19 protein-coding genes are annotated in these 21,204 nt (G+C 71.0%); 10 read left to right on the forward strand and 9 right to left on the reverse strand.

Translation table 11 applies throughout. The features are described 5' to 3' along the window. Positions 1-7 precede the first annotated feature (7 nt). Genes ACX1D3_RS00215 through ACX1D3_RS00230 form a run of 4 tightly spaced genes read right to left on the reverse strand, consistent with a single transcriptional unit; the run spans position 8 to position 5,167 of the window. Positions 8-1,675, reverse strand: a complete 1,668-nt coding sequence (locus ACX1D3_RS00215) for a dipeptide ABC transporter ATP-binding protein (RefSeq protein ID WP_458994972.1) — start codon at positions 1,673-1,675, stop codon at positions 8-10. Continuing rightward, entirely contained in the window at positions 1,672-2,568 is an 897-nt protein-coding gene (locus tag ACX1D3_RS00220) for an ABC transporter permease (protein ID WP_458994973.1), read from the reverse strand. Before ACX1D3_RS00220 ends, ACX1D3_RS00215 begins: the two co-directional genes overlap by 4 nt. Further along, positions 2,565-3,506, reverse strand: coding sequence for an ABC transporter permease (locus ACX1D3_RS00225; protein ID WP_458994974.1), 942 nt, complete (start codon positions 3,504-3,506; stop codon positions 2,565-2,567). Before ACX1D3_RS00225 ends, ACX1D3_RS00220 begins: the two co-directional genes overlap by 4 nt. Continuing rightward, positions 3,503-5,167, reverse strand: coding sequence for a TIGR04028 family ABC transporter substrate-binding protein (locus ACX1D3_RS00230; protein WP_458994975.1), 1,665 nt, complete (start codon positions 5,165-5,167; stop codon positions 3,503-3,505). Before ACX1D3_RS00230 ends, ACX1D3_RS00225 begins: the two co-directional genes overlap by 4 nt. Positions 5,168-5,699: 532 nt before the next feature. Here ACX1D3_RS00230 and ACX1D3_RS00235 point away from each other — a divergent pair. Together ACX1D3_RS00235 and ACX1D3_RS00240 are read left to right on the forward strand one after the other, a co-directional pair. After that, positions 5,700-6,173, forward strand: a complete 474-nt coding sequence (locus tag ACX1D3_RS00235; RefSeq protein ID WP_458994976.1) for a potassium channel family protein — start codon at positions 5,700-5,702, stop codon at positions 6,171-6,173. A gap of 127 nt (positions 6,174-6,300) precedes the next feature. Beyond that, positions 6,301-6,786 (forward strand): hypothetical protein, encoded by a 486-nt coding sequence (locus tag ACX1D3_RS00240; protein ID WP_458994977.1) that lies wholly within the window; start codon positions 6,301-6,303, stop codon positions 6,784-6,786. Between the two features lie 16 nt (positions 6,787-6,802). On the opposite strand, the gene ACX1D3_RS00245 is transcribed toward ACX1D3_RS00240, so the two are convergent. Next, complete coding sequence (locus ACX1D3_RS00245; RefSeq protein WP_458994978.1) at positions 6,803-8,215, reverse strand: phenylacetate--CoA ligase family protein; 1,413 nt, start codon at positions 8,213-8,215, stop codon at positions 6,803-6,805. A 214-nt stretch (positions 8,216-8,429) separates the two neighbouring features. Between ACX1D3_RS00245 and ACX1D3_RS00250 the strand changes: the two genes are divergently transcribed. The 3 genes from ACX1D3_RS00250 to ACX1D3_RS00260 all read left to right on the forward strand — a co-directional run bounded on the left by ACX1D3_RS00250 (position 8,430) and on the right by ACX1D3_RS00260 (position 12,176). Next, on the forward strand, positions 8,430-10,058 hold the full coding sequence (locus ACX1D3_RS00250) for a serine hydrolase (protein WP_458994979.1): 1,629 nt from the start codon (positions 8,430-8,432) through the stop codon (positions 10,056-10,058). A 148-nt stretch (positions 10,059-10,206) separates the two neighbouring features. Continuing rightward, positions 10,207-10,653 (forward strand): hypothetical protein, encoded by a 447-nt coding sequence (locus ACX1D3_RS00255; RefSeq protein WP_458994980.1) that lies wholly within the window; start codon positions 10,207-10,209, stop codon positions 10,651-10,653. Then, on the forward strand, positions 10,650-12,176 hold the full coding sequence (locus ACX1D3_RS00260) for a serine hydrolase domain-containing protein (RefSeq protein ID WP_458994981.1): 1,527 nt from the start codon (positions 10,650-10,652) through the stop codon (positions 12,174-12,176). The genes ACX1D3_RS00255 and ACX1D3_RS00260 overlap by 4 nt, the downstream gene beginning before the upstream one ends. Here the strand turns inward: ACX1D3_RS00260 and ACX1D3_RS00265 are convergent. Then, entirely contained in the window at positions 12,173-13,525 is a 1,353-nt protein-coding gene (locus tag ACX1D3_RS00265; protein WP_458994982.1) for a wax ester/triacylglycerol synthase domain-containing protein, read from the reverse strand. The genes ACX1D3_RS00260 and ACX1D3_RS00265 overlap by 4 nt on opposite strands. A 272-nt stretch (positions 13,526-13,797) precedes the next feature. Here ACX1D3_RS00265 and ACX1D3_RS00270 point away from each other — a divergent pair, with 272 nt between their 5' ends. From ACX1D3_RS00270 to ACX1D3_RS00280, 3 genes are all read left to right on the forward strand, one after another. After that, a complete protein-coding gene (locus tag ACX1D3_RS00270; RefSeq protein WP_458994983.1) occupies positions 13,798-13,992 on the forward strand; it encodes a DUF1059 domain-containing protein in 195 nt (64 codons plus the stop codon). An 87-nt stretch (positions 13,993-14,079) separates the two neighbouring features. Next, entirely contained in the window at positions 14,080-14,451 is a 372-nt protein-coding gene (locus ACX1D3_RS00275; RefSeq protein ID WP_458994984.1) for a PadR family transcriptional regulator, read from the forward strand. Continuing rightward, the gene (locus ACX1D3_RS00280) at positions 14,448-15,857 is read left to right on the forward strand and encodes a permease prefix domain 1-containing protein (protein ID WP_458994985.1); all 1,410 of its coding nucleotides are present in this window, start codon (positions 14,448-14,450) and stop codon (positions 15,855-15,857) included. Before ACX1D3_RS00275 ends, ACX1D3_RS00280 begins: the two co-directional genes overlap by 4 nt. 55 nt (positions 15,858-15,912) lie before the next feature. On the opposite strand, the gene ACX1D3_RS00285 is transcribed toward ACX1D3_RS00280, so the two are convergent. Continuing rightward, on the reverse strand, positions 15,913-16,668 hold the full coding sequence (locus tag ACX1D3_RS00285; RefSeq protein ID WP_458994986.1) for a DUF4386 domain-containing protein: 756 nt from the start codon (positions 16,666-16,668) through the stop codon (positions 15,913-15,915). Positions 16,669-16,745: 77 nt separating this feature from the next. Between ACX1D3_RS00285 and ACX1D3_RS00290 the strand changes: the two genes are divergently transcribed. Next, positions 16,746-17,468 (forward strand): TetR/AcrR family transcriptional regulator C-terminal domain-containing protein, encoded by a 723-nt coding sequence (locus tag ACX1D3_RS00290; protein WP_458994987.1) that lies wholly within the window; start codon positions 16,746-16,748, stop codon positions 17,466-17,468. A gap of 71 nt (positions 17,469-17,539) precedes the next feature. On the opposite strand, the gene ACX1D3_RS00295 is transcribed toward ACX1D3_RS00290, so the two are convergent. Further along, positions 17,540-17,890, reverse strand: a complete 351-nt coding sequence (locus ACX1D3_RS00295) for a NifB/NifX family molybdenum-iron cluster-binding protein (protein ID WP_458994988.1) — start codon at positions 17,888-17,890, stop codon at positions 17,540-17,542. A 127-nt stretch (positions 17,891-18,017) separates the two neighbouring features. Beyond that, positions 18,018-18,986: a HoxN/HupN/NixA family nickel/cobalt transporter gene (locus ACX1D3_RS00300; RefSeq protein WP_458994989.1), complete on the reverse strand. Its 969-nt coding sequence runs from the start codon at positions 18,984-18,986 to the stop codon at positions 18,018-18,020. A gap of 225 nt (positions 18,987-19,211) precedes the next feature. On the opposite strand from ACX1D3_RS00300, the gene ACX1D3_RS00305 reads away from it, so the two are divergent. After that, positions 19,212-21,200: an alkyl/aryl-sulfatase gene (locus ACX1D3_RS00305; RefSeq protein WP_458994990.1), complete on the forward strand. Its 1,989-nt coding sequence runs from the start codon at positions 19,212-19,214 to the stop codon at positions 21,198-21,200. Positions 21,201-21,204 lie beyond the last annotated feature (4 nt).

Below are 21,204 nucleotides of genomic sequence, written 5' to 3' on the forward strand. Positions count from 1 at the left end.
CCTTTCGTCAGCGGCCGGGGATGGCGGCCAGGAGCTCCGAGGTGTACTCGGAGGTGGGGGTGGTGAAGATGGCGTGGGTGGGGCCGGCCTCGACGACGCGCCCGGCCCGCATGACCGAGACGGTGTCGCTGAGGTGTGCCACGACGCCGAGGTCGTGCGAGATGAACAGGTAGGTCAGCGACAGCTCAGCCTGAAGGTCGGCCAGCAGCCGCAGAATCTGCGTCTGGACCGTCACGTCGAGGGCGGAGACGGGCTCGTCGAGCACCACCACGTCCGGGCGGAGGATCAGCGCCCTCGCGATGGCGACGCGCTGCCGTTGCCCGCCCGACAGCTCGCGCGGCAGGCGACCGGCGACCGACTGCGGTAGCGCCACGCGGTCGAGGAAGTCGGCGACCGCCTCCCGCCGCGACCTGCGGTCGCCGATCCGGTGGTTGACGAGGGGCTCCGCGATGATGTCCGCCACCCGCTGGCGCGGATCCAGGGAGGAGAACGGGTTCTGGAACACGAACTGCGCCCGCCTGCTGAAGTCGCGGGTGTCGCGGCCGCGCAGCGCCGTCACGTCGACGCCCGCGACACGCACCGAGCCAGACGTGGGGCGCTGGAGGCCGAGGACGGCGCGTGCCGTGCTGGTCTTGCCGGAGCCCGACTCGCCGACGATGGCGTGGGTGGTGCCCGACGGCACCCGCAGCGACACCCGGTCGACGGCGCGGAACGGATCCTGCCCCCGGCCGCGGCTGAACTCCTGTACGAGGTCGACCACCTCGATGGCGGCCTCCCGTTGCGGGATTCCCTCCTCCGGGGCCGTCCGGGACCTCACCCGTGCGCCCCCTCCCGCGATGGCCGCCGCCTCCGCCAGGAGGGTCCGCGTGTAGGGGTCCTGCGGACGGCCCGCCAGGGCATGGGTCTCCCCCTGCTCGACGACCCGCCCGTCGCGCATCACGACGATCCGGTCTGCCCGCTCCTGCGCCACCCCGAGGTCGTGGGTCACCAGCAGGACCGATGCCCCCGTCTCCTGCCGCAGCTCGTCGATCAGGTCGAGGACCACTCGCTGGACGGTGACGTCGAGGGCGGAGGTGGGCTCGTCGGCGATGATCAGCTCGGGCTCCATCGCGATCGCGGCGGCGATGAGGACGCGCTGCTTCATGCCCCCGGACAGCTGGTGCGGATACTGCCGCGCCCGGAGCTCGGGTTGATCGATGCCCACCCGCTCCAGCAGGTCGAGGACGCTGGCACGGACCGCCTCGCGGCTGCCCCACCCGTGGATCCTCAGGGCCTCGGCGAGGCTGGACCCGATGGTGGCCACGGGGTTGAGCGAGTTGTTGGGATCCTGCGGGACGAGGCCGATGCGCCGTCCGCGGACGGTGCGCAGCACGGCGTCCCGCTGCCCCGTGAGTTCCAGGTCTCCGAGCAGGACGGTGCCCGCGTCGATCCGGCCGTTGGACGGCAGCAGCCCGATGACGGCCTGCGCCGTCGTCGTCTTGCCGGAACCGGATTCGCCGACGATCGCGACAACCTCACCACGGCCGACGTCGAACGACACGCCGTCGACGACGGCGGAACGCTGACGCCTGGACTCGTAGGAGACGACGAGGTCCCGCACGGACAGCACCGGGGTGACTGGCCGCGGCGCCTCGGCGACCCGATCAGCGGTCCGATCGGCTGTCACGGTGGTCATGCGTGGGCTCCCTTCGCGATGGCGTGGCTGAGGTGGTTGGCGGACAGGACGACGGCGACGACCACGAGCCCCGGCAGAGTCGTGAGCCACCACGCCGTCCCGACATAGGAACGCCCCTCCGCGATGAGCAGGCCCCACTCGGGCGTGGGGGGCGGGGCCCCGTAGCCCAGGAACCCGAGGGTGGAGATGGCGAGGATCGCGGAGCCGAACTGCAGCGCGGCCAGCGCCACGACCGGCGTGAGCGAGTTCGGCAGGATGTGACGGACCAGGACGGAACCGAAGGTGCCGCCCAGGCCGAAGGCGGCCTCCACGTAGTCGGTCCGGCGCACCCTGATGACCTCGGCGCGGGCGAGCCGGGCGAACACCGCCACCGATGTCACCCCGACGGCGAACGCCGCGTTGGTGGTGCCGAAGCCCAGCAGGATGATGATGCTCAAGGCCAGCAGGAGGCCGGGGATGGCCAGGAGGACGTCCACCAACCGCATCAGGACCGCGTCGGCGGCTCCCCCGAGGGATCCGGCGAGCAGCCCCAGCGATGTGCCGACGGTGAGCCCCACGCCCACGGCGACCAGGGCGCCGCCGAGGGAGTGGATGGCGCCGTGGACCACCCTGGAGAACAGGTCGCGGCCGGTGGCATCGGTTCCGAACCAGTGTGCGGCGCTGGGTGCCTGGAGCGCCTGCGCGGCGGTCCCGGCCAGCGGATCGACGGAGGTGATGAGTCCAGGAGCGACGGCCGCGGCGACCGCCAACGCCAGGACCCCGACGGACAGGGCCAGCGACGCCCTGACCCGTGGCCGTCGAGCCTGCTGGGAGGACCGGGCCGCGGGCCGTTCTGCGCGACGTAACCCCTGGAGCGTCCCCACGACGGGCGTGCGGGCTACGGAGTCGGTCATGCGGCCGCCCTCACTTCGATCCTCAGGCGCGGATCCACGAGGGGAGCGATCAGGTCCACGGCAAGGTTGACGGCAACGAACGCCACCGCGGAGAGCACCACGATCGCCTGGAGAACCGCGACGTCCTGGTTGGCCACAGCCTGCTCCGTCAGACGCCCCAGCCCCGCCCGGCCGAAGACGGTCTCCGTCACCACGGCGCCGGCCACGAGCTCGCCGAGGAGGACCCCGGCGATCGTGAGCGTGGGAAGGAGGGCGTTGCGGGCCACGTTGCGGTAGAGGACCCACCACCGCGACGCGCCACGGGCCCGGACCACGCCCACGAACGGCTGCCGCAGGACGTCCTCCATGGAGCGGATGAGGATCTGCGCCAGCGGTGCGCTGATCGGGACCGCGAGGGTGAGCACGGGCAGGATCAGGCTCTCCACCGGCCCGGCCCCGATCACGCTGATCCACCCGAGCTGGAAGGAGAAGACCTGGATGAGCACCATGGCGAGCCAGAACACCGGCACCGACACCAGCACCGAGGGCAGGCTGGTCAGCACGCCCCGCAGCCGCTCCCACCCGCCCCAGGTGGCGAGGAACGCCAGGCCTGTCGCCAGGAGCACGGCGACCAGCAGCCCGGCGCCGGCCAGCACCAGCGTCTGGGGCAGCACCTCGCCCACGAGCGCGGCCACCGATGTGCCGTTCTGGATGGAGAACCCGAAGTCCCCGCGCAGGAAGCCCGACGCGGTGTGCAGGTAGGACTGCCACCACGGGATGTCGGCGCCGTACGAGGCCCGGATCGCGGCGATCTCGGCGGGCGACAGGCCCAGTTCGGGGTTCTCGAACTTGATCATCACCGCATCCCCGGGGAGCGCCTGCAGCAGGACGAAGGCGACGGTGAACGCCAGGGCCACGACGACCACCGCCTGCCCGATGCGGCTGAGGATGCGGGTCATTCCTGCACCCACGTCGTGTAGAACGACGGCCGGCCGACCGACTCTGCGGCGAACCCGTGGACCCGGGGCCCGACGGCGAACACCTGGGGCTCCTCGAACAGCGGGATCACGTAGAACTGGTCGAGGAGGTACTCCTGCACGGCCTGGCTGGCCTTGATCCGCTCGTCGGCGTCGGCCGTGCTCGCGACGGCGGCGAGCAGTTCCTCGAGCGTGGCGTCTCCGATGGAATCGTCGGCAGGATCCCGGTTCAGCAGCGTGTTGCGGTTCTTGGCGGCGTACTGGCTCTTGATCACGTCCAGGTCCGCGCGGCCGACCATGGAGTGGTAGACCTGAATCTGGTCGGCGTCGTTGATCGCCTCGGCGAGGCTGCCGGAGTCCGCGCGCAGGATCTGCAGGTCAACGCCCAGGTCCCGCTTCCACTGCTGGCTGACCAGCGTGGTGACGTCGAAGGAGCGGGGCTGCGGGGCCGCCTCGTTGACGACGAGGCTCAGCCTCTCGCCGTCCTTGACCCGGATCCCGTCGTCACCCGGCACCCAGCCGGCGGCATCCAGGAGCTCGCGGGCCCGCTCGGGGTCGTGCACCAGCCTGTCCGACAGGTCGATCCACCCCAGCGCGGTCCTCCCGATCACCGAGGTGGCCAGCGGGTAGTTCTCGGTGAACAGCGTCTCGACGATCTCCTGCCTGTCGGTGCCGAGGCTGAGCGCCTGGCGGACGGCCTTGTCGGCGAGCAGGCCACTGCGGAAGCGGAGGCCGAACGAGTTGTTGACCCCCCGCGTCTGGGGTGCCACCAGCTCCGCGCCGGCGGCCGTCACCACGGCCTCGTCCGGGGCCGCGATCTGGCGGGCCACGTCGGCCTGCCCGGACGTCAGGCCACCCACGCGGACACCGGCCTCGGGGGTCACGACCACGTTGATCCGGTCGAGATACGCGCGGCCCTGGCTGGTGGACGATCCTGGGGCCCAGGCGTAATCGTCCCGTGCCGCGAGGACCACCTCGGCACCCACCTTCTCCGACTCCACGACGAACGGGCCGGACCCGATGACGGCGGTGCCGTTCCCGGCGCCGAAGGAGGTGAAGTCACCGTCGAGGGTGGCGGGTGACAGCAGCCCGGAGTTGATGGTGGAGGTGGCCTGCAGGAATCCGGGGGCGGGGGCCGAGAAGCGGAAGACGACCGTCGTGGCGTCCACCACCTCGCTCTCGGCGTAGTTGTTGATGGCCTCGGAGACCGGCAGCGCGCGCTCGGGGTCTCCCTTGCCGTAGAGGTCGAAGTTCTTGGCCACCGCGGCCGCGTCGAGGGGGGTGCCGTCGGAGAAGGTGACGTCGTCGCGCAGGGTGAAGGTGTACTGCGTGGCGTCCTCGTTCACCTCCCATCCCGTGGCGATCCAGGGCTCGAACTCGAGCGTCTCCGGGTTCTGGTGGACGAGCCGGTCAGTCAGGTTGTTGACGAGACCACCGTTGGGGTAGAAGCCCGCCGTCGGGGGGTAGAGCGACGTGTGGGGCTGGGCGTCGAGATAGGTGAGCACGCCGCCCGTGACGGGGCCGCTCGCCGACGCCGACGGCGCCTCAGGTGCCGGCTGGGTGGCGGTGGTGCAGGCGCTCAGGGCCAGAGCCGCTGTGGTCGTGAGGCCGACCAGAAGGAGTGCCAGAGGGCGACGGGACATGGGAGGTCCTTTCGGAGAGGAATTGCGCAAGAATGAGATGCTCAGCAGGTGCGTGAATAGGCGCGACAATGCAGCTCGGAATCACCGGGAGGCGCGAATGTGTCGCAGCTGTCCGGCATGCAGGAGCGTGGGGATTCGACGGCACCCGACGCCCGTGCCGAGGCTGCGGCAAGGGGAGATGGTGCGGGGTGTCGAACAGATCGGCGGCGGACGATGCTCGCCGGATGGCGTCAGATTCCGGTCAAGGACCGGGGGACGCGGATGGTCAGCCGAGACGACAACGCATAGACACCATGCGACCGAAGTCGACATGGCGGCGGCGCGTCGTGAACTGACTCATACGGGGAATCATGCCCAATGGAATGGGGCAATGCAAAGCCCGTCCGCTGAGAGCGAATTCAATGGGTGCACACCTGATGTGGTGCACGGCCAGAGGGCAGCGGTCTCAGCCTCTGGGCGTTGCAGGGGCGGGCCCCGGGAGCCGTGTTGGGAATGCCTCCACCGCCGCGGCGCGCGGGCCTACACTGTGCGCGTGCAATGGCGCCCTCTTTTCAACCGGATCACCCTGCCCATCGCGGTGGTGACCCTCTACTTCCTCGTGCCCGTGAGCATCGACGATGCCCCCGTCGGCTCGCTCCTGGGCGCCCTGGTGGGGGTCGCGGCCATCGCCGCGATCGCTGCGGTCATCGTCAACGAGGCGCGCCGCGCCGAGCGGCGACTCGAGCCGGTGCATCTCCTGCTGGCCTTCGAACTGGTGCTCGTGATCTTCTCGATGACCTACTACGTGCTCGCCCTCAAGTACCCCGGCGAGTTCAGCGGACTCGACACCCGCCTCGACGCGCTGTACTTCTCGATGACCACCATGTCGACGGTCGGCTACGGCGACATCCACGCCAGCGGCCAGTCGGCGCGGCTGTTGGTGACGCTGCAGTTGGGGTTCAACCTGGTGTTCGTGGCCGCGCTCGTCGCCCTGCTCCAGGACAAGGTGCATCGCGGCAAGGGCTGACCGACGTCGCGGCCCCTCCGGCAGGGCCACCGGGAACCTGGAAGAATCCAGGGCGACGGGCCTGCGCGGGGCTCGAGGACTGTGGGATCCGGTGGGCGCTGGCACGACGAAACCGATCGCGGGCACGTTGAGACTCATTCTGAGCGAGCCGGCGATCCATGGCGTGGTCCTGGTGGCCGGGCTGCTCGAGATCCTGTCCAACGACGCGGCCGCGTCGTGGGACGTGTTGGTCAAGGTGCTGGCCACGCTGACGGTCTTCTGGGCGGCGCATGTCTACGCGGGCACCGTCGCCCATTTGGACGACAAGTATGAGGGCGACACCCCGGCCCGGGAGCGTGTGGTCAGGGCCGCACGGCTCTCCCTTGATCACTCCTGGGGGCTCCTGCTGGCCGGCGTCATCCCGCTGTTGGTGCTGACCCTCGGCGCGTTGGGCCTCGTCACGGACCGCAACGCCATCTGGGGAACCCTGTGGTTGGCGGTCGCGGTCCTCGGCGTACTGGGCTGGCTGGGGGTGGCGTCGTGGACGCGTGACACGCGCGCCCGGTTGCTCGGTGCGCTCACGACGGCCACGCTCGGCCTGGCGATCGTCGCGCTCAAGGCGTTCGTCAAGTAGGCCTGCGCCAGAGACGTCAGGCAGTCATGCCGATGACGTGACGCAGCTTCCCTCCCGGCCCCGGCTGCACCGGCGGACGGACGTCGTGGACCAGCTCGACGCCTCCCAGGCCCAAGGTGACCAGCAGCCGCGACAGCCTGTCGGCGAGCGCGCCCCACACCGCCTCCGGATCGGCCCCCGGCTCGACGGTGAGTCGGACTCGCAGCTCGGCCGGCCCGGTCTGCACCACCTGCGCCAGCCCCACCCCGGGCGTCTGGTCGAGGATCGGGACAATGGCCAGCGGAGCGATGGCGACGAGGGTCCCGCCTGGCGCCCGGAGGCGCAGCACATCGTCGCGGCGGCCCGAGACCTGGATCGCGGGGAGCGGGCAGCCGCAGGGGCAGGGGTCTGGCCGTGCCACCACCGAGTCGCCGAGGTCGTAGCGGATGATGGGCTGGACGCGGTTGGCCAGGTTGGTCAGGAGCACCGTGTGAGACGGCTCGCCCGGAGGCGTGGGACGTCCGTCCGCGTCCACCGGCTCGAGCACCACCCAGTCTGCGTGCAGGTGCAGCCAGCCCTCCGCGCAACCGAAGGCCAGGGGGTCACACTCGGAAGCCCCGTAGAGGTCGCGGGCCGGGCAGCCGAAGGCGGACTCAGCCCGGGCGTGGAGCCCCGGGAGCGCGGACTCGCCCCCGGTGACGACGACGAGGGGCCTCACCCGGAGCCGTCCGGCCTCCTGCTCGGCGGCCAGGAGCCCAAGGGCACTCGGGTAGCACATCAGGACGCCGGGATCGAACGAGTTGAGGTCCGCGACGAGCTGCGGGAGCGGGCTCTGCACCGGGAAGGTGCGGTAGGCCCTGGCCCTCACCGCGTCCCGCCGGCGCTCGGACTCGATCCACCCCGCCGCCGCGAAGTGGCCACCCGTGGCCACGACGGCGGCGAGGCGCGGGCGCCGGACCAGCTCCAGCCACTGGCGCGCGGAGAACCAGTGGAACTCCGCCCGGAGGTTCAGGACCCGGTACACCGCCAGGGCTCCCCGGTCGTGGACGAACAGCGCTCGCCGCCCCGTCGTGCCGGAGCTCGTGCAGACGAAGTGCCCGCCCATGAAGCCCGTCCCGACGCGGGCCGGTTCCTCGACGAAGGCCAGGGCGCCCGCCAGCGTGATCCGGGGATCCGTGGCCCACTCGTCGAACCGGCTCATGAGGTGGCCCTTGGTGACGGGCGGAAGGGCGGCGAGCGGCGCATCCGCGGGCACGCCCGTCCAGTGGTCCGCATAGAAGCGTGAGCGTTGGGCCGCGTGCGTCCGCAGGGCCGCCACCCTGGCGTCGCGTCGGCGCGCGATCCCCGAGACCCCCTCCTGTTCGGCGCGCCAGAGCGTCATCGCGGCCCGCAGCTCGTCCTGGGGGACCGTACCCAACGCGCGTGAGCGTCCGTTCACCCGACCGGTCATGGTGCCTCCCGGCTGCGCCGCCCATGGCCGAGACCCTGCCGACGGGCGTTAGTCCCCAAGCCTAGTGACACCGCTGCCTCGACACTGCCGATCGCAGCCAGGGGCCCGGGGCCACGCTCGCCGCTCCTTCCGGTGGGGGGCACCGTCTGCCAGACTGATCCCTCGGCGAGCCTGACCGGCCCCCTCGGTCGTCGCCCTGACAGGAGCTGGTCAGATGCCCGGAGTCCGCACCCGCCCCGGCGCGCTGATCGTCGCCGTCCTCATCCCGGTGGCCCTCGGGGCGGCCGCATGCGCACCCGAGCCGGCGCCGCCGGCCGGTTGGTCGCCGTCCGTGGGGGGAAACGGCAACCCCGGGACCGACGCCGTCGGGACGGTCACCCGGGAGAGAGTGGACGCCGCCGTCGAGGCGCTTCCTGCCCTCATCAGCACCGTCATGGACGCCAGCGGGGTCCCTGGCCTCGCGGTGTCGGTGGTGTACGACGGCGAGACCCTGTTCGCGGAGGGGTACGGGGTCCGCAGCATGGACACGGAGGAGCCGGTGGACGCTGACACCGTCTTCCAGCTGGCCTCGGTGTCGAAGTCCGTCGGCGCCACCGTCGTCGCGCGCGAGGTGGGCCGTGGGACGGTGGCCTGGGACACCCCGCTGGTGGAGCACCTTTCGGGGTTCGAGCTCGAGGAACCCTGGGTCACCGGGCACGTCACCATCGCCGACATGTACAGCCACCGCTCGGGCCTGTACGGGCACGCCGGCGACGAGCTCGAGGACCTCGGATACGGCCGCGACGAGGTGCTGGACCGCCTGCGGCTGACCCCCCTCGCCCCGTTCCGGGCCGAGGAGAACTACACGAACTTCGGCCTCACCGCGGCCGCCGAGGCTGTGGCCACCGCCGCCGGGACCGACTGGGCCGCCCTGTCCGAGCGGGACCTCTACCAGCCCCTCGGCATGACCTCGACGAGCTCCCGCTTCGACGACTTCGTGGCCAGGGAGAACCGGGCCGTCGGTCACGTGCCGGTCGACGGGGCGTGGCAGGTCACGACGATGCAGCGGCAGCCGGATGCCCAGTCCCCGGCCGGCGGCGTGAGCTCGACGGTGGTGGACATGGCCAGCTGGATGGAACTCGTCCTGACAGGCGGCGTCCACGACGGGGACCGGATCGTCGCCGAGGACGCGCTCGTGCCGGCCATCACCGGGCAGTTCGTCAGCAAGCCCGCGCACAGTTCTGCCGCCCGCGGCGGGCTCAGCGGCTACGGGTTCAACGTGGGCACCACCGCGGGCGGCCTGCCCTCCATCAGCCACTCGGGCGCCTTCGCGCTGGGCACCGGAACGGCCTTCACGATGCTCCCCGGGCAGGGGCTCGGGATCATCGTCCTCACCAACGGCTCGCCCGTCGGCGCCGCCGAGGCCGTGGTGGCCCACTTCCTCGACCTCGCCCAGTTCGGCGAGGCGCGGCAGGACTGGTGGACGCTCGCCAACGCGATGCTCGCGCCATTGATGGACCCGATGGGTGGGCTGGCCGGGCAGAGCGCACCCTCCGACCCGGCCGCCGCCCGCCCCCTCGTCGACTACGTGGGCGTCTACGACAACGAGTACTTCGGAGCCGCCACCGTGACCCTCGCCGGCGACGGCCTCCAACTCTCCCTCGGGCCGGAGGGCGCCGTGACCTGGCCGCTCACCCACTGGGACGGCGACGTGTTCACCTACGAGCCCTACAACGAGAACGCCCCACCCGGGACCGTCGGACAGGCCACCTTCGACGGCGGGAACCTGGTGCTGGAGTTGCTCGACACCCACGGCCTCGGCACCTTCACGCGGACGCCGTCGCCCAACCCGGGGACGCAGTAGCCCGGCGGCGCTACCGGCCACCGCCGCCGGGGGAGTCCCCGCAGGGAGTGCCCCGTCGCGCATCCCGACGGTGACACACCTCGAGAATGGGCCCCGCGCGACGTGGGGTGGGCGACTGGAGCATGATGGTACCGAGGGGGTGGCCGCCATGATGGCGCCGTTCTTTTTCACCTTGGGTCTGGCCAACGCCGTCTGCCTGATCGTTGTCTTCGCGGTGCGCCGAAGGCGTCTCGAACTTGTGGAGCGCTACGGCTGGTTGTACCTCCTCCTCGCCGTCCCCGCCGTGCTCGGGCTGGCGATCGCCTACCTCGAGGCGAGCCCGGTGCAGTACCCCGTGTTCCTGGGCATCTTCCTGGGGTTTCTAGCACTGGAGGGGCTTTACGACTGGGTGCTGAAGGTCTCCTTCCGGGAGACCATGGACTGGCGCCTCCTGGTGCCCTACGTGGCCCTGTACGTGTCGTCGAGCTACGGATTCGTCGTCATGCCCTGGAAGGACCTCTCCCCCGCCGCCGGCGTTGTGATGCTCGTCCTCACCGTCGGACAGTTCCTCCTCAACGCGCTCACCCATCTGCCTCAGCGGAGGCAGGTCTCATGACCGTGCGTCGCCCGTCTCGCGTGGCCGCCGGAGCGCTGATCCTGTGGGCGGCCATCGCCGTCCTGGCGGTGGCGATGGTGCGCGTCGCCGCCGCGCAGGAGCCCCTGACTCCCGCCCCCGTCGCCGCCTCGCACCGTGCGACACCCGCGGAGATCGGCGACTTCGTTGAGCGGCGCGCCGCCGAGTTGCGCCTGGCGGGCCTGGCCGTCGTCGTGGTGCGCGACGGGGAGGTCTATCAGGAGAGCTATCTCGGCACCGCCGGATCCGGCCGGCCCGTCACCCGCGACACCCCGTTCGTGCTCGGCTCCACCAGCAAGCAGTTCACCGCGCTCGCGGTCCAGCGGCTCATCGCCGACGGACGCCTGAGCCTGGAGACGCGGTTGGACGAGGTGTTCACCGGCGGGCTGGGCGGCGGCGGCCTCGGAGGGGTCACCGTCGGCGATCTGCTCGGTCACACCTCGGGACTGTCCACCTCCACCGGGCTTGGGCAGTGGGGATGGTGGCCGGGGCGGCCGGACTCGATCGAGGCCAACGCCGAGGCCCTGGCCTCGGCCAACCCCGCAGTGCTCCCGGCCGCCTACGCGTACTCGAACAGCAACTACGACCTGCTCGGCGCCGTCGTCGAACAGGTGACCGGTCAGACGTTCGAGTCGGCCATGGCGAGGCTCGTCTACACGCCGCTCGGGTTGACCCACACCAGCGCGACCCCGACCCCCCGAGCCGTCGACGGGGTGGCCATGGGGCACCACCCGTGGCTCGAGCTCTTCACCGCACCCACGCCGTGCCCGTGTACACCGGGAGCGGTGCCGTCCGCGTTCCAGGTGTCCACCGCCGGGGACCTGACGAGGCTGGTGGGCGCGCACCTGGGGAGCGTGTCCGCCGACGTTCCGGCAGAGGTGCTCGAGGCGGCCCGCGAGCCACTCGCCACCGTCGACGCCTACTCCCGCTACGGGTCCGGGTGGGTCGTGCGCCCCCTGTGGGAGCTGCTCGACGGCGCCGGAGATCCGCTCGCCACCACGCCCGACGGCACGCCGCTGCCCACGTGCGTCGATCACCTCGGCAGCACCTACCGATCCCAGTCCTATCTCCTCGCGTGCCCCACCCTCGGCTTGGGGATCGTGGCGGTGACCAACACCGGAGCGGGGCTCGACACCACGCGCTGGGCGAGATTCCAGTCCGAGCTCACGCACGTCGTGCTGGGCACTCCGGCTCCCCCGCCGTCGTTCAACCCGATCGAGGCCAACGCGGCGCTGGTGGTCCTCGGGGTCCTCCTGGCCCAGAGCCTGACGGTGGTGCCGGTGCTCGGCCGACGGAGCCCGGTGCGCTCGGTGGTGGCGGTCGCGGGGGCGGCGGTCTCGCTGGGTCTCTGGTGGGGGTACGCGCCGGCAAGGCTGGGGTGCAGGGTGCCGCTCGCGTCGCTGTGGGCCGGCGCGCCGGAACTCGGCCTTGCGACCCTTGTCAGCACCGCGCTTGCGGTCACTGCGCTGACGGTGGTGTTCTCACGCCGACGCGGAGCGGGTTAGTGTCGCGGCGGTTTGGCCGGGACGCGCCTGTGCCTCGGGCGTCCTAGCCATCGGGTCCAGGACGAGGTCTCGACGCGGTGCGGCTCGGCCGCGGCGGGCTCGGCCGACGGGCTCGCGAGTCGGGCGAGTTCGTCGGCCAGGGCTGTCCCCGCCTCGGGCACGCGCAGGGCGCCGGCGTCTGCATGGATGGCCACCTCGAGGCGCCCCGCGTAGGACATGGCCGCGACCCCGAAGCGGACGTTGCCCTGGATCGCGGCCACGGGCCACGCCCGAACGAGCGGCGCCCCGGCGACCTCCAGCAGCCCGTCAGGGCCGCGGACGTTGGTGACGAAGAGGGCAATGAACCGCTGCCTGCGGGCCAGCCGGGCGAACAGCCGCGACCCCCAGCGGGTGCGGGTCAGCTCGAAGGTGCCTTGGCTGCGCGCCTCTGCCTTCCCGGCACGCGTGACCTGGGCGATGCGGGAGAGCCTGGCCACAGGGTCCGCCTCACCGGTGACGAGCGGCACCAGCATGACGCCCACCGCGTTACCGGACAAGCCCCGTTCCGGCAACGCCACCGGGACGCTGGCCGGCAGCACAGGCGGCACGCGATGACCGTCTGCGCGCAGCGCCGCCTCAGCCGCCACGACGACGGCGGCAAGCAGCGCGTCGTTCACGGTGGCGCCCGCTCTCCTGGCGGAACCGGCGAGGGCCCGGAGCTCGACGTCGGCGAAGGCCACACCTCGACGGGGGCCGATCGGCCCGAGCAGCACCGTCGGCGGGACCGTGGCACGGAACACGGCCGCGACGCGAGCCAGCCCCGCGACGAAGCCGCGCACGACCCGACGACGGCGCCGGCCGGACCCGACTGAGGGGGCGCTCGTCGCGACGGCATCCGCGCCGAACAGGCGCTGCACCAGGCGGACGCCCGCGACGCCGTCGGCCACGCAGTGGTGCACGCGCAGGATGATGCCGGGCGCGGGTGTCGCGGCCCCCGGGACCACGAGCAGTTCCCAGAGGGGGTGTTCGAGGGGCAGCGGCGTGGTCATGAGGCGTGCGGCCATGTCGGCCAGGCCGGCCATGCCCGCGACGGGCGCGGCCAGTCTGATGTGGCGGGAGAGGTCCGGCCGGCAGGGCCCCCAGGTCAGCGTGCGCTGGTGGACGCGTTGGGAGAAGCGGGCGAGCTCGGGGTCGCTCAGCCTGGACGCGATGCTGGCGCGCAGGAGCTCCAGGTCGACGGCGCCGTCCGGTGAGACGAATCCCCCGACGTCGAGGAGCCCCGCCAGGAGGAACGCGTTCACCTGATCCGGCGAGTCCATCACCACGTTGGAGGCGTCGGCGGGGCTCAGCCGCTCCCGGTCACGCACCATGCGCACGATCCTGCTCCGGGCACCCGCCCTCGTCAAGGTCCGCCGCCACCCCCACGTGGGGTCCTCCACGGCCTGCCAATGTTGCGCCGCTGAGCGAAGGCCGGGCCCTCCTCCCGTGCTGTCGTGCACCGCGTGCGCACCCCCGCGACCGACCGTTGCGTCCGGACATGGCCGGGCCTAGCCTGCGAGATGCAGACTCCCCCGCCGCGGGCAGGGAGGCCTGCCCCCCGGGCCCGCTCTGGGCGGCCCGGCGTCACAGAAGGGGCACGGCAATGGCACGCAAGACTGTTGACTGCAGGACGATCCCCAACGAGGTCGGCTGCACGCTCGCCATCTCGGGCGAGGAGGAGGAGCTTCTGGAGGCGGCCGTGGTCCACGCGGTCACCCGTCACCAGGACCACGACAGCGCCGAGTTGCGCAGCGCGATCCAGGCATCGATGGTCGACGAGGTGGCCGCCTCCGCCTGAGGCGGCCACTGCTGGACGAGACCAGGGACCCCTTGCACCTCTAGGCATCACTGCGATACCTTGCAGCCCTAGGCATCGGAGGACGTCGTGAGGGTAGGCAAGGATCTGGTCGCGGCCGCCGCGACCCCGCTCGTGTTGGGAATACTCGCGGAGGGCGAGTCGTACGGCTACGCCATCCTCAAGCGGGTGGGCGAGCTATCGGGAGGGGAACTCGCCTGGACGGAGGGCATGCTCTACCCGCTGCTCCACCGGCTCGAGCGGCTCGGCTACGTCGAGGCGGGGTGGCGGACCTCGGCCGAGGGCCGCCGTCGCAAGCACTACTGGCTCACCGCGGACGGCCGTGCGGCGCTCGCCGATCACAGCGCGCAGTGGCGCGTCGTCAGCGAGGCCCTGCGGCAGATCTGGGCCGAGGCCGCCGCCCACCCAGGACACCTCGCGGCAGGAGGGGCCCTCGCATGAGCACGCCACAGACACCGGAGGGCATCGGGGCGGGCGTTGAGGAGCGCATCGCGTCCTGGCGCGGCTTCGTTGGGCGCCGGGCCGCGATCAGCACGGCGGATGTCGACGAACTCGAGGCGCACCTGCGCGACGAGATGGCCGAGCTCCAGGGCGTGGGGCTCTCCGGCAACGAGGCGTTCCTCGTCGCCGTCGGCCGCCTCGGCGAGGTGGATGCGCTCTCCCGCGAGTACGCCCAGGAACACTCGGACCGGCTGTGGAAGCAGCTCGTGGGATCGGCCGATTCGGCCGCGGAGGGGCGACGGGGGCTCGGCGTCGCGCTGGGCCTGGGTGTCGCGGCGGCGGTCGCCGTGAAGGTCCCTTCGCTCTTCGGCATCGGGCTGGAGGAGAACCCCGAGGTCTTCGTCAAGAACCTCCCCCTCCTCGTGCTGCCGTTCCTGGCCGGCTTCTTCGTGTGGCGCGCCGGGGTGGGACCGGGCACAAAGGCTCGCCTGTTCGCCCTCGTCGGAGTCGCGGTGGCGGTGTCCGCGCTGGTCCTCAACCTCTATCCGTTCGGCTCGCAGGCAGACACCGAGGTGCTGGCCATGCAGTCGGCCACCGAGATCCTGGCCGCCCTCCACCTCCCCGTCGCGCTCTGGCTGGTGCTGGGGGTGGCACACGCGGGCGGCGACTGGCGCTCCGGGCGGGCGCGGATGGACTACGTCCGGTTCACGGGCGAGTCGTTCATCTACTACGTGCTGATCGGGCTCGGTGGAGGCGTGCTGCTGGGGCTCACCGCAGGGGTGTTCAGCTCCATCGGGGTCGACACGGAGACAGCACTCTTCTCCTGGATCCTGCCGTGCGGGGCCGCTGGGGCCGTGCTGGTGGCGGCGTGGCTGGTGGGTGCCAAGCAGGGGGTCATCGAGAACATGGCACCCGTGCTGACAAGGGTGTTCACACCCTTGTTCGCCGTCATGCTGCTGGCCTTCGGGGTGACTGCGCTCTGGCAGGGCGATGCCCGAACCATCGACCGCGAGCTGCTCATCGTCTTCGACCTGGTGCTCATCGTCGTGCTCGCGCTCGTGCTGTACTCCGTGTCCGCCCGAGACCCGCTCGCCCCGCCCGGATGGTTCGAACGGCTCCAGGTGGTGCTGCTGGGCAGCGCGATCCTCGTCGACGGCTACGTGCTGGTGGCGATGCTGAGCCGGATCGGCGCGTTCGGGTTCAGCCCGAACAAGGTGGCCTCGCTGGGCCTGAACGTGCTCCTGCTGGTCAACCTCGTCGGCTCCGTGGTGATCCTCATCGGCTTCCTGCGCGGACGTCGCCCCTTTGCCCATCTGGAACGCTGGCACACGGGCTACCTGCCCGTGCACCTGGCATGGGCGGCCTTCGTCGGGATCGCGTTCGGCCCGATCTTCGCCTGGGCGTGAGTGCGCCGCCGCGGCCTATTCGGCCGGTCGCCCCTCCGGCAGGCGTCTTCTTCCGTCACGCGGTGACGGGCGCCCCGGTAGCCGCGGCCCTGCGCACCCCCACGATGCAGAGGTAGCCCACCATCCAGATCTCACCGATGGTTGCAGGAACAGTGAGCAGGTCCAGGGGAACTCCTGGGAGCAGGTAGCTCAGGAGGGCACTCGCGACGTAACCGACGCCGCCCACCATCAGGACCCACCCGAGCAGGCGTGGCATCCATCCGGACCACCTCGCCAGCCAGCCCATGGGGATGAGCCAGAGGCCGAAGAAGATCCCGCCGATGGTCCAGAGATGACCGCTGAGCACGTAGAGCAGCTGCGCGGTGGCTGCGGCGCCTCCGGCCACGCTCAGCGAGTCGTGCTGGCTGACGTCCATCGCGGTGGCGAGCATGGCTGCGCTGGCGAGTATCGCCACGGAGTTGACCAGGCCGAATGCCGCGATCGAGCCGGCCGCAAACGCGTTGACCTCCCTGAAGAGGCGATAGAACCACAGCGCGACGAGCGCCTGGGTGATCACGACGCCCATCTCGACAACCACGCCCCACCGCGCCAGGGCCGCCTGGCCTGTGAGGTTGGCCAGGGTGGCAGAGGGATCGTCGGCGACGAAGAGCTGGGTGCGGATCAGCAGGTAGCCGAGCATCCCCGTGACGGCGAGCCCCAGGTACAACAGCCCGGTGATGCGGGCGGTGCGCTGCGACCCGGGAGAAGCCGGTTCGCGGCCGCTGGGGTTGGTGGTGGTCGGGTTGATGGTGGTGGGGGCGGTGACGTTCATGAGGTTCTCCTTCCATCCGCCTTACGTTGTAAGATTCTCATACAGTGTAAGGTTGCGCAAGAGGGTTGGAGGAATCAGTGACCACAGCCGCCGTGCGGATGCCGCTCAGCCGCGACCGCGTTCTGTCTGCCGCCATGGACCTCGTCGACGCCGAAGGGCTGTCTGCCCTCACCATGCGCCGCCTCGCCTCCCATCTCGGGGTGGAGGCGATGTCCCTGTACCACCACGTTCCGGGCAAGGAACCGCTCCTCGACGGTCTCGCCGAGGCGCTGATCGTCGAGGTCACAGCGGCCGTCGCGGCGCATGCGCAGGCCGCCGACGACTGGCCGAACGCCCTCCGTCGGCGCTGCCTCGCGGCTCGCGAGGTGATGGTGTGCCACCGATGGGGCCCGGGCCTGCTCGGCTCACGCTCCAGCATTCCTGCGGGCCTGTACCCCTACTACGAGGAGATCCTCGCGACCATGCTTCGCGGCGGCGTCAGCTACCACCTCGGCCATCGGGCCATCCACGCCCTCGGCACGATGGTCCTGGGCTTCACCCAGGAGCTCTTCAGCCCAGACACGGAGGGCGGGAGCATGGACGAGGAGGCCGCCGAGGCGGATTTCGCCGCGATGGCCGCCTCCCTCCCCCACCTCACCGCCATGGTCGCGTCAGAGGTGCACGACAACGACGAGGACCCGCTCGGCTGGTGCGACAGCCAGAAGGAGTTCGAGTTCACCCTGGACCTGCTCCTCGACGGGTTGGCCCGGGCGGCCGTGGCACGTCCCGACGACGGGGATGCCACACCGATCACCGCTTAGGCGGCACACCTGTCGACTTGGCCCCAGGGCCGCAAGCGGCCATCGCGGTGCAGAGCCAGAGTCCGTTCACGTCAGCCAACAGTGGGCAGCTTGGCCCCGGTGATCGCCGCCAGGACCGACTCCCGCGCATCCCCGGGCGACGCCGGCAGGACAGGGATGCCCATCGTTCGCATCATGCGGGCCATGCCCTCCCCCATGTGGTCGACGACCACGGCCTCCACGACCTGGTCCTTGAGGAACCTCACGACGCGGGCATGATGCGACCCGTGCGTCCCCGCGTCGTGGGACTCGTCCCAGGCCACCTCGTGGATCGACCAGTGCGCGACGGCGCCCTCCCTGACGTCGGCCACACCGACCCAGTGGGCCTTTCCCCATGCCTGTGCCGACCGGCCGTCCTGTGTCACCGGGGTGGCAACGATCATGATCCGTCCTCCTCTTCTCCGCTCCCCCGATCGTACGGAGTCCGCTGCACCCGCCCCTTCTGGCGGTGGTGATCCGCCGGCGAACTCTCTGTGCGGACCCGCCGCAGCGCCCAGGAATGCCGACGGGTCAGGCGCCGGGCGCGGGGCCGAGAGACCGCAACCGCGCGGCCAACGCGGCGGCGCCCCCGACGAGGGCGAAGAACACGAGCAGCCCGAGGCCGGCCCACTCGGTGTCCAGCCCCGCCACCAGCATGAGGCCCGGCCAGCGCGCGCCCAGGTCAGCGGCCAGGCGCGCGAAGGTCAGCACTGACACGACGAGGGCGGCGGCGATGGACACAGCCGTGATCACCACGTTGTAGCGCGCGCGGGTCCTCTGCTGGGCCGTCGAGTACATCCGCAGCATGAGGTAGCCGTTGAGCGAGTCACCCATCGTCATCGCCGCCGCGAACAGCAGCGGCAGGGACATCAGGACCAGCGGAGGGGTCCCGATGGGGAGGCCCGCCGCCAGGACGAGCACGGCGACCGCGGAGGCGGTGTCGAAGCCCAGTCCGAACAGGAGCCCGAACGCGTAGACGTGCCGGGGCTCGCGGACCCGGGCAAGTGGCGCGGACAGCACCCGCGACAGGCCACCCGACACTCCTGGCGCAGCCTCCCCCGATCCACGGAGGTCCTGCCACGCGCGCGCCAGCACCGGGATGTTGGACAGGGCGACGGCGACGAGATAGGTCGCCGCGACGGTCGCGCCGATGAGGCTCAGCCAGTGGCGGGTGGCCGAGCCCTCGTCGATGGCGGAGCCGATCCACCCCCAGCCGAGGATGGCCATCGCAGCGGCGGCTATCACCACCGTCGAATGGCCCGCCGAGAACGCGAACCCCACGGCGGCCGAGCGGCGCCCCTCGGCGACGAACTTGCGGGTCGAGTTGTCGATCATGGCGATGTGGTCCGCGTCCAGCGCATGGCGGAGGCCGAGCGCGTAGGCCACGACGGCAGACGCCGCGAGGCCCGCCGCCCCCGTCGCCAGCCCGAGGCCCACCAGAAGGAACCCCGCGCTGTGCAGCGCCACGACGGTGATCGCCGCCGCCCGGCCTCCAGTCACTCTCGGCTCGTGACCTGCGGCAGTGACCTCATGCATCGCGCCTCCGGGTCATGCTGGTGCGGTCGGTATCCGCGTGGGGCGACGCCCCGCGACACCGACGAGTCTGCCACCATTCGAGCCCCGGTCGGTGTGCCGACTCCAGCGCCGACCCACAGTGTCCCACCGGCTGATTCGCCCCCGGCGCGCCACGGCGGGCTAGTGTTCTACGCGTCAAGAGGAGCGGCCATGTCCGAGCACTTCCATCCACAGGGAAAACTCCCGTCCGCGTCGACCATCGCAGCCCAGGCCGCGCTGAGGGACTCGTTGCCCTTCCACGACACCCGGGACCTGGACGAGGCCCGCAGGGGGTTCATCGCCGCGCCCGGGTACCGCCAGATCATGGCCGACGCGGGCCATGTGGCGTGGAACATCGGCGCCTACGACTTCCTGCTCGACGGGGAGCAGCTCGACAGCATCCACCCGTCGCTGCAGCGGCAGGCCACCCTCAACATGGAGTACGGGCTGTACGAGGTGCTTCCGGACGCCATCTACCAGGTGCGTGGCTTCGACCTGTCGAACATCAGCTTCATCAGGTCCGAGAGCGGCTGGATCGTCTTCGATCCACTCACCAACCGTGAGACCGCCGCAGCCGCGCTTGCCCTGGTCAACGACCATCTGGGTGAGCTCCCCGTGGTGGCCGTGGTCTACTCGCACTCCCACGTGGACCACTTCGGCGGAGTCCGCGGCGTGGTCGACGAGGCCGACGTGAAGGCCGGCCGAGTGCAGATCATCGCCCCCGTCGGGTTCATGACCCACGCGGTTGCCGAGAACGTGTACTCGGGCAACGCCATGAACCGGCGCGCGTTCTACCAGTACGGGGTGCTGCTCGACCGCAGCCCGTTCGGACATGTCGACCAGGCGATCGGCAAGGCCGTCGCCGCCGGTTCGGTCGGTCTGATCGCACCGACGGTGATCATCCGCGACGACATCGAGGAGCTGGCCGTCGACGGCGTCCGCATGGTGTTCCAGAACACCCCCGGCACCGAGGCACCGGCGGAGATGAACACCTGGTTCCCAGACCTCAAGGCGTTCTGGGCCGCGGAGAACATCGTCGCCACCATCCACAACATCTACACGCTGCGCGGGGCGTTGGTCCGCGACGCCCTCGAATGGTCGCGCCAGATCAACAAGGCGCTCTACCTGTTCGGCCGAGAGGCCGACGTCATGTTCGCGTCCCACTCGTGGCCGCGTTGGGGCAACGACCGGATCCAGGAGGTGATGCGGACGCAGCGCGACACCTACGCCAACCTCAACAACGGCGTCCTCCACCTGGCCAACCAGGGGGTCACGATCAATGAGGTGCACAACCACTACCGCGTGCCCGACACCCTTCAGCAGGAGTGGGCGGCCCGGAGCTACCACGGCTCGGTCGAACACAACAGCCGCGCGGTGATCAACCGCTACCTGGGCTACTGGGATGGCAACCCCACCACCCTGATCCCCCTCTCGCCCGGCGACTCGGCGCCGTTGTACGTCGAGATGATGGGTGGGGCCGGCCCCATCCTGGCGAGAGGCCGCGACCTCATCACCGGCGGCGACTACCTGCTCGCCACCGAGGTCCTCAACAAGCTCGTCTTCGCGGAGCCGCACAACACCGAGGCCAAGGGGCTGCTGGCCGATGCGTTCGAGCAGCTCGGCTATCAGCAGGAGAGCCCGAGCGTCCGCAACAGCTTCCTGGCCGGGGCCCCTGAGCTGCGCTCGGGCATCCCGAGCGGCGGCATCCCGAAGACCGGAGGTCCCGACGTCATCCGTGCGCTCAGCACTGGACAGTTCCTGGACTTCCTCGGGATCCGGCTCAACAGCGCTGAGGCCGCCGGCGAGTCGTTCATCATCAACCTGCTGACCCCAGACACCTCGGAGACGTTCGCGGTGGAGTTGAGCGACTCCACGTTGACCAACCTGGAGGGCGTCCTCGCCGACGATCCCGACCTGACGATCACGGTGAACCGCAGCGACCTCGAGGAGGCAATGACCGGCGCGACAACCCTGCAGCAGTTGGTCACCGACGGGGTGGCACGGCTCGACGGCGACGTCGGGGTGCTGGCCACCTTGGCATCGCTCCTGGTGCACTTCGAGGTGGGCTTCGAGATCCTCCCCGGCACGGGCGCCACCCGGCTGAGCGCGGACATGGCGGACTTCGAGCAGGAGCCCCTGGGCGACACCTCGGGCGGCTGAGGAG

This window comes from Tessaracoccus yangjingae, assembly GCF_054483935.1.